The sequence below is a fragment of the Enterococcus sp. DIV1328a genome (genome assembly GCF_050536905.1).
In the GTDB taxonomy this organism is placed as follows: Bacteria; Bacillota; Bacilli; order Lactobacillales; family Enterococcaceae; genus Enterococcus; species Enterococcus faecalis.
Map to the genome: position 1 here is coordinate 2,377,494 of NZ_CP172912.1, position 15,493 is coordinate 2,392,986.

25 protein-coding genes are annotated in these 15,493 nt (G+C 31.7%); 3 read left to right on the forward strand and 22 right to left on the reverse strand.

What is annotated here, in order from left to right:
• Window positions 1-6 precede the first annotated feature (6 nt).
• The 22 genes from IGL93_RS11400 to IGL93_RS11505 all read right to left on the reverse strand — a co-directional run bounded on the left by IGL93_RS11400 (window position 7) and on the right by IGL93_RS11505 (window position 13,306).
• Window positions 7-396: a conjugal transfer protein gene (locus IGL93_RS11400; RefSeq protein ID WP_284954716.1), complete on the reverse strand. Its 390-nt coding sequence runs from the start codon at window positions 394-396 to the stop codon at window positions 7-9.
• Between the two features lie 8 nt (window positions 397-404).
• Window positions 405-629, reverse strand: a complete 225-nt coding sequence (locus tag IGL93_RS11405; protein WP_002394254.1) for a hypothetical protein — start codon at window positions 627-629, stop codon at window positions 405-407.
• Window positions 629-1,615 carry a conjugal transfer protein gene (locus tag IGL93_RS11410; protein ID WP_002394255.1) on the reverse strand — a complete coding sequence of 329 codons (987 nt, stop codon included), beginning with the start codon at window positions 1,613-1,615 and terminating at the stop codon, window positions 629-631. The genes IGL93_RS11405 and IGL93_RS11410 overlap by 1 nt, the downstream gene beginning before the upstream one ends.
• Complete coding sequence (locus IGL93_RS11415; protein ID WP_002365204.1) at window positions 1,596-2,063, reverse strand: hypothetical protein; 468 nt, start codon at window positions 2,061-2,063, stop codon at window positions 1,596-1,598. Before IGL93_RS11415 ends, IGL93_RS11410 begins: the two co-directional genes overlap by 20 nt.
• Window positions 2,060-2,611, reverse strand: a complete 552-nt coding sequence (locus IGL93_RS11420) for a hypothetical protein (RefSeq protein WP_002394257.1) — start codon at window positions 2,609-2,611, stop codon at window positions 2,060-2,062. The genes IGL93_RS11415 and IGL93_RS11420 overlap by 4 nt, the downstream gene beginning before the upstream one ends.
• A 13-nt stretch (window positions 2,612-2,624) precedes the next feature.
• On the reverse strand, window positions 2,625-3,353 hold the full coding sequence (locus IGL93_RS11425) for a class A sortase (RefSeq protein WP_002394258.1): 729 nt from the start codon (window positions 3,351-3,353) through the stop codon (window positions 2,625-2,627).
• Window positions 3,354-3,356: 3 nt separating this feature from the next.
• On the reverse strand, window positions 3,357-5,354 hold the full coding sequence (locus tag IGL93_RS11430; protein ID WP_025189428.1) for an isopeptide-forming domain-containing fimbrial protein: 1,998 nt from the start codon (window positions 5,352-5,354) through the stop codon (window positions 3,357-3,359).
• 123 nt (window positions 5,355-5,477) lie between these two features.
• Window positions 5,478-6,089 (reverse strand): hypothetical protein, encoded by a 612-nt coding sequence (locus tag IGL93_RS11435; protein ID WP_002394260.1) that lies wholly within the window; start codon window positions 6,087-6,089, stop codon window positions 5,478-5,480.
• Window positions 6,053-6,277 (reverse strand): hypothetical protein, encoded by a 225-nt coding sequence (locus tag IGL93_RS11440; RefSeq protein ID WP_002394261.1) that lies wholly within the window; start codon window positions 6,275-6,277, stop codon window positions 6,053-6,055. Before IGL93_RS11440 ends, IGL93_RS11435 begins: the two co-directional genes overlap by 37 nt.
• A gap of 17 nt (window positions 6,278-6,294) precedes the next feature.
• Complete coding sequence (locus IGL93_RS11445; RefSeq protein WP_002399520.1) at window positions 6,295-7,578, reverse strand: replication initiation factor domain-containing protein; 1,284 nt, start codon at window positions 7,576-7,578, stop codon at window positions 6,295-6,297.
• Between the two features lie 320 nt (window positions 7,579-7,898).
• On the reverse strand, window positions 7,899-8,306 hold the full coding sequence (locus tag IGL93_RS11450; protein ID WP_002410060.1) for a hypothetical protein: 408 nt from the start codon (window positions 8,304-8,306) through the stop codon (window positions 7,899-7,901).
• 9 nt (window positions 8,307-8,315) lie between these two features.
• Window positions 8,316-8,603, reverse strand: coding sequence for a hypothetical protein (locus IGL93_RS11455; RefSeq protein ID WP_002394263.1), 288 nt, complete (start codon window positions 8,601-8,603; stop codon window positions 8,316-8,318).
• A complete protein-coding gene (locus tag IGL93_RS11460) occupies window positions 8,593-8,871 on the reverse strand; it encodes a hypothetical protein (RefSeq protein ID WP_002371427.1) in 279 nt (92 codons plus the stop codon). The genes IGL93_RS11455 and IGL93_RS11460 overlap by 11 nt, the downstream gene beginning before the upstream one ends.
• Before the next feature lie 18 nt (window positions 8,872-8,889).
• A complete protein-coding gene (locus tag IGL93_RS11465; RefSeq protein ID WP_025193938.1) occupies window positions 8,890-10,398 on the reverse strand; it encodes a cell division protein FtsK in 1,509 nt (502 codons plus the stop codon).
• Window positions 10,399-10,779, reverse strand: coding sequence for a HepT-like ribonuclease domain-containing protein (locus IGL93_RS11470; protein WP_010819235.1), 381 nt, complete (start codon window positions 10,777-10,779; stop codon window positions 10,399-10,401).
• Window positions 10,769-11,095: a nucleotidyltransferase family protein gene (locus IGL93_RS11475; RefSeq protein WP_002394268.1), complete on the reverse strand. Its 327-nt coding sequence runs from the start codon at window positions 11,093-11,095 to the stop codon at window positions 10,769-10,771. The genes IGL93_RS11470 and IGL93_RS11475 overlap by 11 nt, the downstream gene beginning before the upstream one ends.
• A gap of 59 nt (window positions 11,096-11,154) precedes the next feature.
• Window positions 11,155-11,448 carry a hypothetical protein gene (locus tag IGL93_RS11480; RefSeq protein ID WP_002394269.1) on the reverse strand — a complete coding sequence of 98 codons (294 nt, stop codon included), beginning with the start codon at window positions 11,446-11,448 and terminating at the stop codon, window positions 11,155-11,157.
• A gap of 40 nt (window positions 11,449-11,488) precedes the next feature.
• On the reverse strand, window positions 11,489-11,641 hold the full coding sequence (locus tag IGL93_RS11485) for a DUF6906 family protein (RefSeq protein WP_002371433.1): 153 nt from the start codon (window positions 11,639-11,641) through the stop codon (window positions 11,489-11,491).
• A 401-nt stretch (window positions 11,642-12,042) separates the two neighbouring features.
• Window positions 12,043-12,204: a hypothetical protein gene (locus IGL93_RS11490; RefSeq protein ID WP_002394272.1), complete on the reverse strand. Its 162-nt coding sequence runs from the start codon at window positions 12,202-12,204 to the stop codon at window positions 12,043-12,045.
• 22 nt (window positions 12,205-12,226) lie between these two features.
• Window positions 12,227-12,643 (reverse strand): DUF961 family protein, encoded by a 417-nt coding sequence (locus IGL93_RS11495; protein ID WP_002380876.1) that lies wholly within the window; start codon window positions 12,641-12,643, stop codon window positions 12,227-12,229.
• Window positions 12,643-12,969: a hypothetical protein gene (locus IGL93_RS11500; RefSeq protein ID WP_002365226.1), complete on the reverse strand. Its 327-nt coding sequence runs from the start codon at window positions 12,967-12,969 to the stop codon at window positions 12,643-12,645. Before IGL93_RS11500 ends, IGL93_RS11495 begins: the two co-directional genes overlap by 1 nt.
• Window positions 12,970-13,054: 85 nt before the next feature.
• Window positions 13,055-13,306 (reverse strand): hypothetical protein, encoded by a 252-nt coding sequence (locus IGL93_RS11505; RefSeq protein WP_002365227.1) that lies wholly within the window; start codon window positions 13,304-13,306, stop codon window positions 13,055-13,057.
• A gap of 752 nt (window positions 13,307-14,058) precedes the next feature.
• On the opposite strand from IGL93_RS11505, the gene IGL93_RS11510 reads away from it, so the two are divergent.
• From IGL93_RS11510 to IGL93_RS11520, 3 genes are read left to right on the forward strand one after another with little or no spacing between them, the layout of a single operon-like run.
• Window positions 14,059-14,445 (forward strand): helix-turn-helix domain-containing protein, encoded by a 387-nt coding sequence (locus IGL93_RS11510; RefSeq protein WP_002371437.1) that lies wholly within the window; start codon window positions 14,059-14,061, stop codon window positions 14,443-14,445.
• Entirely contained in the window at window positions 14,442-15,095 is a 654-nt protein-coding gene (locus IGL93_RS11515; protein ID WP_002365229.1) for an ImmA/IrrE family metallo-endopeptidase, read from the forward strand. Before IGL93_RS11510 ends, IGL93_RS11515 begins: the two co-directional genes overlap by 4 nt.
• 38 nt (window positions 15,096-15,133) lie before the next feature.
• Window positions 15,134-15,469: a winged helix-turn-helix transcriptional regulator gene (locus IGL93_RS11520; protein ID WP_284954714.1), complete on the forward strand. Its 336-nt coding sequence runs from the start codon at window positions 15,134-15,136 to the stop codon at window positions 15,467-15,469.
• Window positions 15,470-15,493: the final 24 nt, after the last annotated feature.

The following is a 15,493-nucleotide window of genomic DNA, read 5'->3' on the forward strand; positions in this document are numbered from 1 at the left end:
TTTGTACTAACGTTTAAATGAAAACTCTTCTATTTCTTTTACTCGTTCGAAAGCTACAATTGGTCTACTATCTAACACATAATTTTTCACATAGACAAAACCATCTTTTAAAAAACCATAGCCTGTTTTTCCTTCGAATTCCTTTTCGGAATACCAACGAGCAACTTTATTCGGCACCAACACCATGATTAACAAATTTAAGTTAATTCCTAAAATTTGTGGTAATGGTACTTCTTTCCAAAACAAGCCAGTTAACACAATCCCTAAGAATAGAATTAGGAGATAGGATAGACTAACAGGTTGTGCAAATACCCACACCACTTGTCCTTTAGGCGACTTAATAACTTGCATTGAATAAGGGGCTTTTAAGCCCCTTGAATAATCGTAATATTTCATATACTCACCTACATCTTAATTCCAACTAAACTTAATACCCATTTAACAACTGCAAAAATATTTTTTCCTTGATTCGTCGCAAAGTCCTGTAAAATTAAGGCAATGACAATTACTGAACCAATTTTTGCCCATTCGGCACCTTTCCAATGTTTTAAAATCAAGATAATCGCACCAGCCGCTAAAATTGTAATAAAACCTGTACTTAAAAAACTACTCAAATTGCCTGTATTCATTAGTCATTTCCTTCTTTCTCTGTAAAGTAATGTTTCATCGTATTAATAAAATAAGAATTCTCCGTTTTAGATAACCAAAGCGAAAAATCCTCAGTATGCGTTAATTTTGTTGTTTTATCTGAAAAAGTGACCGATACTTGAACCCCTGTTACACCTTTCTGCTTTGTATCAAAAAATTTCATATCACCAAAATCTATTGAAACAAATGAGTCTTGACCTGCTGTCGTTGTTGGATTTTTCATTAACAACATTAATTCTTGTTTGTTCCCAACTGAATATTTTGTAAAAAACATCTTTAAAAATTTCTCTATAGATTGTTTTTCTTTCCCATCAACATCTATTGAATTTTCTGTCTGTTTTAGAGGTACTGTTTTTCCTTGTGGTAAACTACTTGCTACAAAATAAGGACGTCCTACAATTGAAAACAAATTGTCTTTTACTTGAATTGGTAAAACCATATTCTGTGTCACATTTTCAGTCTTTTTATCTTTCTCCCATTCATAACTCACATTTAGATAAACCAAATAACAATCTTCCATTTTCTCTATACGTGATAGAGACGTATTTTTAAACGTACGCAAGACATTCCCTTGTAGGTTTTCTGTTTCATCAACATCTTTTACATCTAGTGATAAATATTTAGATAATCGATCAATACGAGCCTTTTTCGCTTCATCACTTGCTTTCGAATTATAGTTCAAATACTCTTTCGCAAAATTTTCGGTATAAAAAGAGAGGGCTGAATAATCAAGCTCCTCTCTATCAACTTTATTCTTTTTTGATTGTTCGCTTAACGTATCCACTTTTGAATACAAATTGTCTACATTACTTGCCATCACATTGGCCCGAATCGCACCAACTCCTGACATCACCAGTAAAACACTAGCGCCAATTAACACAACCTGATTCGCTTTCTTTTGAGAAAAAGTTTTAACCTTTGGTATTTTTTCTTTCTTCTCTTTCTTTTTAATTTTCTTTAAATTCATATTCCCCTCCTACTCTTAATAAGCCCAAACAACTTTCAAACGTTTTTAAAAAAGTAGATTTAATCGCCTTTTCAACATAAACTCTCTCTCTAACATGCCCCTTATGTGTTTGAAAGCCTTCTTTATACAAATAAAAATAATACGAATTGTACATTTTATCCCCGTTAGGCTTTCTCAAATATTGACCTTCTGCCATCAAACTAGTTATACCGCCATGAAAAACGTATTGCGCAACAAATTCCTTCTTAAAAGGTACTTCATCAATAATAATCCCCATTTTAAGTAAAGAATTTTTATATTCTTCCATATAAACAATATCTGCTTCATCAATTGGCATTTCATCAACTATGAATCCATGCAAGCGAAGCATTTCAGGAACTGGTACATTTGAATACCTTTGGTAAAATTTACTATGCTCTCTAAAAATTGGCATAATATGTTGATTCATAAAATACAACTCCTTTCCATTTTTCTGTAATATTTATGGTATCTTTCCATAAATTCTCCCCTTAACTCTTCCAAGCCTTGGGTAACTGCTTGTTTAGAACGACTTATCATTAGTTCTTCATAACCCATAGGAAAATCATCATGTGCGATAAAATAATTAATAGCTATCTTCTTTTCTCGTCCTAAAATATAAGATAAATCATCGGATCGATACTTTTCTAATGGCATTTGCTGTTTGACCATTTGTACGTGTAGACCACAAAATTTTTCTTCACTAATCACATCATATTCCACTCGAAATAACTTTAAACGGTCAAGGAAATTTCTTTGAACAATCCTACCCAGTTCTTTTTCATCAGGCGGATACCCCTTCATTCGTTTATATGTTTCATAAAATAATACAGCGATTTTCTTTTCACATTCCAAGAGTTTTTCTTGTTTAGCTGTTATTTTTTCAGGATTATTGGATTTGAAAATTAATGACTTAAAATCAAACATGTACTGATTGACAAATTCTTCTTTTGACAATTCCCTTATTTTTTCAACCAACTTTTTCCCTCCTCTAAACTAATTCCGCAATCACAATAATTCTTCCTGTTGTTTTTGTGGCTTGGTCACAAGTTATTAAAGTTAATGTTGGCTTTCTTGTTAGATTCAACATAGTTGTATCAGTCATATCAACATGCTTTTGTTCTTTTACCTTATATGTGAACGAATGTCCTTCACGATCATTAAGTTTGACCAAATCTCCTACAGAAACTTTATTTAACGAGGTAAAAAGTAATCCTTCATATCCAGCATTGTGAGAAGCTAAAGCATAATTTCCTTTTCCCATCGTTTGTTTTGATAAAACAGTACACGCTCCATAAAGCATATTGTCAAAACTATCACCCATTAAAATAGGCAATGTTAATTGAATAGAATCAATTTCAATAGACCCCAAAACAGAATCCGACACTTCATTAAAATTTACTTGGGCACTTTGAATCGTTTTAACAGACGGACGTTCGCCTTCGGTTAAAGAAATCACTGTTGGAATAGGTGTTTCTTCTTGTACTTCCGTACCAGTAATAACATCTACTTGATTACTTTGAACAGTTTCACTAGATTTTGTCTCTACATGTTTTTTTGGCTTTTCTGCTTCCTCTAAGCCACTTGATACCATTGTATTTATAGCTTCTTTCACTTCTTCTTTTTGTTGGTTTTGAAAAAGAAGGAATGAAAAAAGAGCAATGAGAATAACTCCAATTGCTCCAACAAAATATTTGTTTTTTTCAATCCATTTTTTCATTAATTAGCCCTCTTTGCTATCTTTTTGTCGTTTCACTGCTACGACCACACCAATTAATGAAATTGCAATCATTGTAGCTACACCTGCACTTGTTCCAAAATCCATATTAGTATTTGGCAATACTTTTGGTTTTTCTTGTGGAGTTGTAACATTCACTTTGTTAGAATCTGTCGGTTCATCATTAATCACCAATTGTGCCAAGTTTGGAATCATAATATCCCCTTTATCATCGACATATTGCGAAAAGTCTGCGTCTTTCAATTTCCCTTTAATGTACACAAATAATTGTTTTTCTTTTAATTTGTTTGGTTCATTGGCAGTCCAAGAAACTTTTTGTGTTTTTTCATCAACACTAATTTTCCCCTGATCCGTAATATCTGTCCCATCTGAAAGAGTGACTTTCACTTCTTTATTCGCTTCCAATACATCTTCTAAATCATCTTGAATCACTAAAGATGTCATATCTTTGGTGTTTGGCACTTGTACATCTAATTTGAATGTCACTTCATCGCCCAATTTGGCACTGGTCAAATCCACTTCTTTATCGCCTTCAAGGATTTTCTTAGCGATAGACGGGTCTTTTGGTGTGACAGTTGTATGTGTTTCATCAGTTGGCACTTCTTTGTTGTTTTGGATAATTTTTGCTTTATTTGGAATTTGTAGTTTGCCATCGACAAGGTACTTATCTAAGCTAACACCTTCACGGATTTTTGTTTGAAAATTGAACTTGTATTCATGATTGTAGAAATCCGCTGTTTTTAATACGTCTGCTTTTGCGACCATACGTACTAAATTACCTTCATGCTTCGCTTCAAATTTATTGGTAACGTCCTTTCCTGCTTCGTCCGTGACTTTCACATCAGACACACGTTCTAATTCAGGAACCAGCTCGTCTTGCATTTCGTAATTACTGTAGTAGAATTCTTTCATTTCATCAGGAACTTTATGTGTAATCGTATAGCTATATACTTCGCCTAACCCTTCTAAGATATTCTTATCAACATTTGTTTCATCACTATCTGTCACTGTTTTAGTAGGAATCATTGGCGCTGTTCGAACTGGTTTTTTAGCACTATAACCAAAATAACTATACTGGTTATTATTTTTTGGCGGTAAAGGATACCCTAAATTCTTTTCACGTGTCGCGAAGTCCTCACTATATGTGAAGTCGAATCGAGAACGATTAGAATACAAAAACGTAAAATCACCACGGTTATCGCCATCATCTAAGGGAATGTCATCAGAATCATAAAAAGTTTTTCCACCGTCTTTTTCTTCTTTATATTTAACAATTGTATCTTTCGTTGGTACGTACAATTTATCGATTGCTTTGTACGAATCTTTGTCAATCGTCATTCCTTGTAAATTATCAATATCAATCCATGAATAGTAGCCTGAAACTGGCTTTTCTTTGTCTGTGCCATGTTCTAGGTACGTCCATGTTTGTTTCACCCATGAGAAACCACCTTGGTAGGTTGCAATTGCGGATACATTGTTAAAAGCAACAATATTATTTGACACCATATTTTGTGCATTTTTATATTGTTCCCAATCTTGAATGGTAATTTTTAAATCAATTGGTGTCCCATCATCAGCTGTACCTACGTTGTTGTAACGAATCCACGATTGCCCTTTCTTCGTTTTCGTTACATCAAGACCGATTTTCCCGTCCCATTTTTGAGGAGGCATATTAACGTAAACATCATTCGTCCACCCACCACCACCTGTTTCAACCGTAGTGACACCTTTAATAAACTTTGCAATAAAACTATACTTTGAACCAGCTTCATCATCTGGTGTTACCACAGAAGCATTCGGCGCATTAATGATTGAGTTAGAGCTTACATTTGCACGTTGAAAAAAATCTGCTCTAACTGTTTGTGGAACTTGTCCGCCTTCTTGCCCTTGAACCATCATTGGCATTGCCATGACTGCTAAAATGATTGTTGTTGCTAATCCTTGAATAATCGTTGTTTTCTTCAAAATATTTCCTCTTTTCATTATTATTTTTTTGTATAAAAAATAGCCACAGAATAATTTCTATCGCTTCATCACAGATTCATTCAATTAAATATATTAAGGTGCACGTTCTGTTTTCAACAAAACACCTAGCATTTGAAAAATTTAAAGCATCTCTTTTACTTTACCTTCCACAATTTCTCCTTCAAACCATTCTGCAAAGTCTTGTTTAAATCCATCTACACTATACACTTCTTGTAATCCAACTTCTTCTCCATCCGTTGGATCTAAATAAGTTGGTTTATCCTTTGGTCTAGCGTAAACCCCAATCCATCTTTCAAAATCACCTTCAAATGGACTGTCAACAATATACCCTTTCTTTTCTAACAATACTCGAGCTTGTTGTTTTAATTCTTCACTGTTTTTAGGTTCAAAATATTTATATTTCTCTTTAAAACTAGAAAATTCTGAAAGCTCTTTATCATATATTTTTTTTACACTAAAAAATTCTTCCCAAATTGCTTTCTCTTTAACCGTCATTAATTCTTCATAAGCTACATAAGTATAACTATATCTTGAAATTTCTTTTAAAAGCTCTTCATTAGATTCTAAAAGCTTTTCAAAGACTGTTTTTAAATAAGGAATAATCAATTCTCCTTGTTTATCTAATTGAATTATTTTTTCTTTTGTTTTTTGTATGTCATTTCTAGTTTGTTTCATTTTCCCAGTAATAGTAATTGCTACTTTAGTGTTTTGTTTAATACATTCTCTGCCCATATACATAAACTCCTTTCAACTACAATATTATCTATTAATAAAGAATCAGCATCAGAACGTTTTCTAAATTCTTCATCAACATTATTTAGCTTTTTTCTCTTTCTCATCGAATAGAGTGAAAAAATAAATATCTCAAAATTAAGTACTACTAAAACAAAAGTAATTAGCAATAAATCAATTGTATCCATATATCCCCCCTTAATCTTTAAAATGGATATGCTTCTTCTAAATCAAATTCTTGTTCCATATAAGACCGAACACTATTATTTTGATTAGTATTAAACAATAAATCTTTCGCATCAACACACACCATTTCAATAATTTCCTCGTGTTTCTCCTTTAGTTCTGCTAAATCGATACGTTCCATCAGCTCATTTGTTCCTAACAGATTATCAATCTCTTTAATCATCTTTAATGAAGGGGCTAAATAATTTGATAACCACCGAAGTGTTTTTTCAATAGACGGTTTTTCACCTTGAATAGATAATTTTAAGCCTTCCAATTTATCAACAACATCATACCAAGATTTACAATAGACCTTCATATCATCTTCAATGTCATATACAGTCAAAGATTGATTAATAATTTCTTTCACTAACCAGTCTAACGACTCACCGCTTGATAGAAAATATTCTACAAACAAAAACGCCTTTTCATCTGAAAGGCGAATTTCATATCGATTTTTAATTTCATATTTTTCTCTTGCTTCCTCAACACTTACACTTTCTTTTCTTGCTAACTCGTAATCTTTTTGGTAAAAGTTAAAATATAATGGCGATTGACGACTGCCAAAATAAAGAGACAAACCTTTATTTACCATTTTTTTATTTTCATAAGCAAAGCCCCCACTAAAATCAAAATTCTTAAATGTAGTATCTACAAGCCCTTGCTCCATTTTTTCTTTCAAAACATATAAATCAAAATTTTCTTGTCCTTTCACAATCAATTCATCAAGAGCAATATCAATTCGTGTAATTTTTGTATCTACCAAAATACCTTGACCGAAAATATCGTCATCATAAAGAGAGCGAAAAAATTCTGTCCACGATCTATTGTTATCCTCTTCAAAAATTTCTTCTAGTTGCCGACAACCTTCACCAGACAAGTCCAACATAATTCCCATATTAACGTTTTCTGGATTCCGAAAAATCCGAATAGAGCTATATGAAAATGTTTCTGTATAATGATAAAACCCTCTAGGTTCATAAGTAAACCAGTTCATATCCATGTGCAACAACTTCTCAATAACTGTCCGAACATCTAATGTTTTAAATCGTATTCTTAAAAAGTCAATTTTTGCTTCTACCGAAGCGTGCCCACCATCTAAGTTCAACACATCAATAATCTTTTGTTCTAACTCTTTAGAAATAACACGTTTTCCAGATTCTATTTTTGAAATTAACGAACGCTCAATTCCTAATTTACTTGCCAATTCTTGCTGTTTTAATTTTAGCTCTTTTCTATACCGCTTTAAATCAACACCTCTCACTGCTTTAAACCTACTTCCAAAAAATGTGACAACTTTAGTCGAAAAATGTGACAAAATTATAATCGCTCAATCCCTTGTGGGACATAGCGTTTAAGTAACTTTTTTATATGGTATATTAAATTCTACCCCCATGTTATAAAACGGGGGTAGAAAATTTCGAAGTGGGTCAAGCCCACCTCACGACTAGAAGTATTTGGGATATACGTTGCTACTTTTGTTAACGATAGAATAGGGCCGGGCGCCTTGGGGCGCCACCCCTATTCTATCTACAAAGCACGCAACAATCCCTAGCAACTTCTAGTCTACTCTCCTACCATTCCTTACTTCATTTCTAAAACTTTCAAGCGTTTTTTTATCTCTGCATTATCTGATAGTACGTCCTTTACTAAATCGATTAGCTCTTTCACTGTTGCTTGATTTTCTCGAAACTCTGCTTTTGTTATTGAAATAGTTTCCTTCTTCTTTTTCTCTTCTTCTGACATAAAAACATCCGAAATAGCTATATCCAAAGGAATATTTTTACTTCTTAGATCAATTAATTTAAAAAAGGATTCAACATCATTAGAACTGAAAACTTTAAACGAATAGGTATAACCTTTAGAATTTTTCGCATATTTCCTTTCAAATTTTTTATCTGTTAATCTCTCTATTTTATTCGCCCAGTTTTTTAATGTTTTTAGTGCAATTTTATTTTCAAGTTGTAAAATCACTTCCTCAAACGAAAACATACTTAACACCTACTTACCAAACATTTCTTTCCAAGCAGAATCCATATGCTCCTTAAATATTGTTTCTAAATACTTATCAACTTCTTGTGATGTTGAGAATTTCTTTTCCTCAACTGGTCTATCTTCATCATAAAAAGCTTCTGCATCTAAAATAGAAGTCACTAAAGACTTATAATCAAGCAATCTATTATTATCTAAAACTCCTTCTTTTTCTGCTCTTCGGTCAATTTCTTTAATTATTTTTTGTTCCTTCTCTTTTACATAACTTAGCATTTGTCCTTGCGATTTAAATTTCACTTTCTTTTTCCTCCTTTTTATTCAAAGCAAAGATTACTTCTTCAACAATTTTAGTTCCCTTATTTTCTATAAATTTTTCAAACTCAACAGGATCAGTTAATTTTTTTATTCGCTTTCCATTAGAAAATCGAACTAATTTTGCATAGCTTTCTGATTGTTCATAGAGAATGTCACGAATACGTGTATCTAAATCAGGTTTTTTATATCGTTTCTTGACTTCAACATATACTCGTTCTCTAACGTGTTTTATTATTTCATTAGAATCCAATAAAAAGCTCCTTTCTTATTATCCAAATTTTTCACTTAACTTAGCTAACTTTGCTTGCCCTGCTTCTAACTCTTCATCAATTTCAGCAAGGGCTTCTTTATCCACATGTTTTGATATTTTTTGAGATACTTCTTCTTGAACTTCTTTTGAAATTTCTTCATATCCTAGTTCTTTAGAAATCTTGATAAATTCCTGAATGAAGTCAAAATCTTGTGGTACTTGCGGGCTATAAAATTCTCTTGCTACTGAACCTCCTTGTGCAACATAACCACGACCATAGACTTTTTGACCGTCAACTTTTTCAACATATTTAAAGTTTTTATTTTTATTTTCATCACCAAAAATCATCAAAATACCTGTTTCTGAAAGACGGCCAACTGACATTCGAAACATAAAATTATCACGTAAAGCCGTTTTGATAAATTCACCATCTGGACGTTGCATTGCAACGATAAAGAAAATCCCTGCTTGACGAGCTTTTAAAATAAGTTGGGTTAAATATTCATCTACATCGCCATCAATCGCATAGTCATTCGCTAATTCTGCTTTAAATGCTGCAAATTCATCAATCACAATAAACTTAGGCTTTAAACCATAGTACGCATAATTTTTACCCATTTTGTAATCAGGGCTATTATTCATCATTTCAAAACGTGCATTCATTAATTCAACTGCATTTTTCAAGCAATTAACAATATCTATTTTTCCTGTATGCACTTTTCCTGCAAACATTGGTAACTTACCTAGTGCCATCAAGTCAGAATTTTTTGGATCACAAATTTCCATTTCACCCACACGGCAAAGTGCATAAATTAGAGATAAAATGGTAAAAGTTTTACCTCCGCCAGTTCCACCACCTAATAATAAATGTGGGTCTTTATCAAAGTACCAATACAACCCTTTCATTAATTGAACCTTTCCTTTATCAGCTTGCATATCCTTTATCCAAATACGCTTATTGTAAACATCAGAAGCTAGTTCATAGGTAATAAAGCCTTTTTCATCAATTTTATTTAAATTGTCCGCATGAAACGCTGTTTCCAAAAAGCCACCAATGGTTTCAAATTTTTCCTGAAATTTATTACCTGCTGTTTCAAATGAAACGAAAATACTATTTTTTGCAGACTTATAATAAATTTTTGGGAACTTTATTTTTTCTTTTGTTTTACCATCACTACCTTTAACTCGCTTCTTCGTATAATAGCCATTGTCGATAATCATACGAGCTAACACTTGACGTTGTTCTACTTTAGAAAAATAGCCCGAATTGATAATTGAAGCCTTAACAAGCAATGTAATTAGCACGATTGAGCCTATCGAGACACCTATAATGATTAACGCTGGTACAATATATATTTTCCAATCAGTTGGATTTGAAAGATATAAAGGATACATCCATTTATAGCCCACAAAATAGCCTAAACAAGCAAAAACTGGCATAAAAAATAACACTCTATAGAGTGCCAACAAATTTCTTGAAGAATAACGAATTCTTCTACCTCTATATCTAAATAATTTTTTTACCATTTACCTACCTTCTTTTTTTAACCGTGCTAATTCTTGTCTACAAAATTCTTTATACACTGGAATATATTCTGTAGCCATTCGAAAAATCTGACGTTCATTCATTGTGCTATACGAATGTGCAAACATATTCCTCATATTCCTAAGTCTTTTCCAATCAACTTTACCACTATTTTTCTCTTTAAATTCTTCTGAAAAGCCACTGTTCCCAACAGTATATTCACCAATTTGCATTAAACACATACTGATTGTATTAAAAAACACTCTATCATGATAGAAGGTTTCATAATCCCTTCCAAAACGATTGAGTGTCTGTTCTATATCTTCAATGTAGATCAGCGTTCCTCTTAACAAACGTAAATCCTTTGCTGTACTATCTCTCAAATACCTTTACACCTTCCTTTAAAATGGTAGCTAACAATTCTCTTCTTTCAGGTTTATCTTGTGTATCAACAAGAGTTTCTAGCTCCACTAAATCAATATCATGCGCTACAGCTTCTTTTAATTCTTCAAAGAAATCTCCATATAAATTCCAATAGGCTTCTTCTGATTGTCCTGTAATATCTACAGCAAAATCAATATCACTGGTTTCTTTCGCTTCATTACGTGCATAAGAACCAAAGACATAAACGACTGGTACATTGTGTTTTTCTGCTACAGGTTTCACACGCTCTTTAATTTCATTCATTGTCATCACCATTTTTCTCACCTCTTCTAACGTCTATTCTAAAGCCATTATAAAGCATTCAAATTTCACAATCAATTCACTTTACTTGTGTATTCCTCAAAGAAAACACCCTTATCAAAATCTTCATGCAGTTTATTATTATATGCTTTAACTAATTGTTCTAAAAAATTATCTAACAAGTTTAAAATAGCTTCATCACATTCAAAAAATAAATCATCTAACAATAAAAACTGGATAAGATACTCACTAGTTTCGTTATAAAGTTTTAAATACAATGTACTATAATAACTAAAACTTTGCCACATACGATAGACTCTAATTTTTCTCTCTAAAAACCTCCTATATTTTTCTTGTTTTACACCCATTCTTTCCGCCAAGTCTAACACTACTTCTCCGCCACCCCTTTCAATAATAAATTTCCTTCAAATTACCACTTTCTTTATGAAGAAAAATCACACTACTCTTCAACCGTCTTTCTACTAACCAATTTGTTGGATTCAATCGGCAACTTTTCAACAACTCTTTTTCTTTCCTAACTAGGCGTTTCCCTTGTTTCATTTAACCTCTCCTTTTCTTTATTATTAATGTCTATTAACAAATCTTGTTAACACAAATTAATAGTAAAAAGGGCACTCGTTAGAATGCCCTTTTTAGCTGTTAAACGGTGCTACCGATTCGTCTGAATATGATATTTACTTTCGTTTCAATTCCCACATCCAATTAATTTTTTCAGAAATTTCTGGTTCAGTGGTAAAATATTAACAAAAGGAGGTGTCCTATAATAATGCTAAAAACAATTGAAAAAGCATGTGAAATAGACATGCAATCCGTAACAATTATTCTTACCAACAATCAAAAACTCAAAATTGAAAAATTCCAATCAATTATTGATGATAAAATTTTAGAGTTTATCAGTTCTAATATTCAATACTACATCCCTGAAAAAAGTATTCTCTATTTTACAACGTCTTAAGAGATACCATTGTTCGTTTCATTTCATAATCTATTTTAATTGAAAGATAATCTAGCGTTACTTTTGCTTGTTCAAAGGTAACGTTTTTTTGTGCCAAAACTTCATACAATTCATCACCTATTTTTTTTAATTCTTCTCTTTTGCTCATTTAATCTACCTCAATCTAATATTTATTTTTGCTCATTTGCTTGATTCTTATTTTCTTTTTGTAGTGTAGGTTGAGCTGGTTTAACAGCTCCTACTTTTTTTATACCCACTGCACGGACTTTAAACGCTTGTTCTGTTTGTACATTGTCATTAAAACCTTTGTAAGCATTAAGCCATCCACGAGCTGTTACATTTCCAGTCAACTCGATTTCATCATCATAATTGATATCACTAACGTCATAGCCTGGATCAATCGCAATTTCTACTTGGTCATTTAATTTGCTAGAATAAACCGTTACTCGTTGTTCACGAACATCGTCAGTCACATTTCCTTCACCATCACGTTCATTAATTGCAACTACTTCTAAGAAATTCATCGTACCAAATGTTCCTACTACATCAAAATTTTCAATCGTGTTATTTTCAAATGATAATCCCATTATTTATTACCTCCAACTACTTCTAAACGTTTTGCATAAACTACCATGTCAATTGAGCGACTATTTCCAATGTTATTCCGTTTTACATTGATTCGTGCTACTGGATCAATTAATTTTACTTCTTCACGGCCATTCAACATTTGTGAATTTCGTAAATGAGGAACAAAAATCTCAAAATCACGTTGCTTTTCGCTTGAAGCGGTGAACACACGACCACGAACAGGTGCTCCATTTACATAAATATCACGTTCTGTTTTATAAACAGCTTTAATTTTACTTCCTAAATTTTTATCACTTAATGCAATTTCTTGAATTCTATTTGCCAAAATAATTTCCTTCTTTCACTAATTTTTATACAAAAATAAACAGTCAACCATTGACTGCCTTTCTCTCTTTATGCAATTCTTCTTATTAACTAAAAAACACAACTTGACAAGGTTTATGATAACCTGTCATTTTATATGTTCGTTGTAAAATCTGATTTTTTAATAATCGACTTTCAATTGTTAAGCGTTCCATGTTTGTTAACTTAACCGCACTCTTACCTAACTTCTTACGTTCTAAGTTATAGCTCTTTTCTATATCCGAAATAGAAAAAGTTTTTTTCTGTCGTTTCATACGTTCAACAAACTTCTCAACAAAAAGTAATAGCTCTTCTTTCATTTTTATCCTCCTTATTCACTTAATAACAAATTCTGTTCTTTCATTTAAAATAAAAAAGTACAACTAAAATAATACAGTTGTGCTTACTAAAGTTAAGATTGAATTTTTTTTAGAAAAAATCTTTTTCACGATTAAAAATAAAAACTTAAATTGTATTTCAATTTTAGATTCTTACGTTCATCACAATACATAGAATCATCTTCAATGGCTAGTGACTCTTACATCACATAACGGCACATTAGATAGTATTGTAATATACGGTGTACAGCTCTCCTCCTTTTATTGAGCTTGCATAGATTTTTTTATTCAATCTAGTTCAGCAACTATTTCCAACGTGTCTCACGACATGGTTATTGAAAATAATCTGACAGCTCTGCATTAATCTGTCATCAATATGGCTCTAATTAAAGATACTACTGCCACCTTGCGTCCCATTCAACGGCTGGTATGCACCACCTCAACAAGACTTACAACCTCGAACAAAAATTTCATTCTTGTATTATTTCGTCAAATCGCTTAAAATAAATGTGTCTAGTATTTATATAAGTGTTTGCGAAACAGAAATTCATTTTCTCCTCGTGAACGCTTTTTGTTTATTTAATTATGATTCGTAAAAGAACCAATAGATTCTATTTCGAATCTTTATGAACATAGTGTAATATTCTATAAAAGAAATGTCAAGATTTATTTCAGATTTTTTTAAAGATTTATTTTAAATCCATGTTAAACTGTATTAAATCAATAGATTGAAGGTGACTATTATTAAAACAAATGAACGTTTGAAACAACTACGTGAAAATAAAGAATTAACTCAAAAAGAATTAGCTGATTTACTGCACATGGATAGAAGTGTTTATAATAAAATTGAATCAGGTGCTCGTCCCATTCGTGATAACGAACTAATTCAATTTGCGGATTTCTATAATGTATCAACAGACTACCTTACAAATAGAACTAACAATCCCATTCCCCCTGAAGAAAAAACAAATGTGGGACAAAATATCATCTCACATTTTCGTCTTAATACTTCTGATATGGACATAGAAGATATAGAAGAATTAGAAGAAGAATTAATCGACTTTCAAGATTTTCTTATAAAAAAAGCAAAAGAAAAAAAGGAACGTAACAAAAAAAATTGATTGGACTGTTGTTGGTGGATTTTATTAGTAAAGAACTCTATTTTGAAGCATTTAATTTTTCGAACGAATTAATAAAAGAAGTATCTTACTACTCTTCCAAAAATATTGAACAAGTTAAATGCTTTGATATTGAAAAATATGTAAAAGAAGTTGAAGATGTTGAATTTGTTGAATACACGTTTCAAAAACAACTTAAAAGACGGATGCTTGGTTCAATCTCTAAAGTAGACGATGAAGTCATTATAACAACAAACAAAGAATTAATGTTAGAACGAAAAAATTTCACTAAAATGCATGAGGTTATGCATTACTACATAGATATACCTAAAATTAATAATGCAACTCATACTTTTTCTGATATTCTTTTGAAAAATGGTTACTTGATGGAAGATTTTCCAAAAGAATATCGTGCTAATGTCGGTGCTAGTATGTTAATGGCAAATGATCAAGCATTGTTTTACGCATTAAAAAAATTTTATTCATTCGAAGAAATTGCACAATACTTTTTTATGAGCAAATCTGCATTAAGAAATAGACTCATCGAGCATCTTATGTATGTAAATAATTGTACTTTTGCACACGCTAATACACTTTTTAACAATTATTACTTTCATAAAGAAACTGATATCTACAGATTTATTTTCAATTAGTTTTTATTTTTAATGAATCATAAAAGGAGTGTTATATAATGGATAAAAACGTGGAAAAAAAATGCCCTGTAGAGGCTTTATCTAATATACTTGGAAAAAAGTGGGTTCCCCAAATAATAGAATCCCTAAACGGAGGATCTATGCGCTTTGGAGAAGTTTGCCGATTGCTTCCGAATAGTTCTCCAAAAATGATCAAACAACAACTAAAACTTTTGGAAGACAATGAGATTGTTAAGAATGAAAAAGAAGTTTTCAATAATACTACTTCGTCTACTTATTATTTGTCTGAAAAGGGAAAAGATTTAGCAACTATTGTTTTACAAATGAAACTATGGGGTCAAAGAGAATTAAATTGTACAAATCTAAAAAATTGAAGTTCATTTCTATGGTTATGAAAT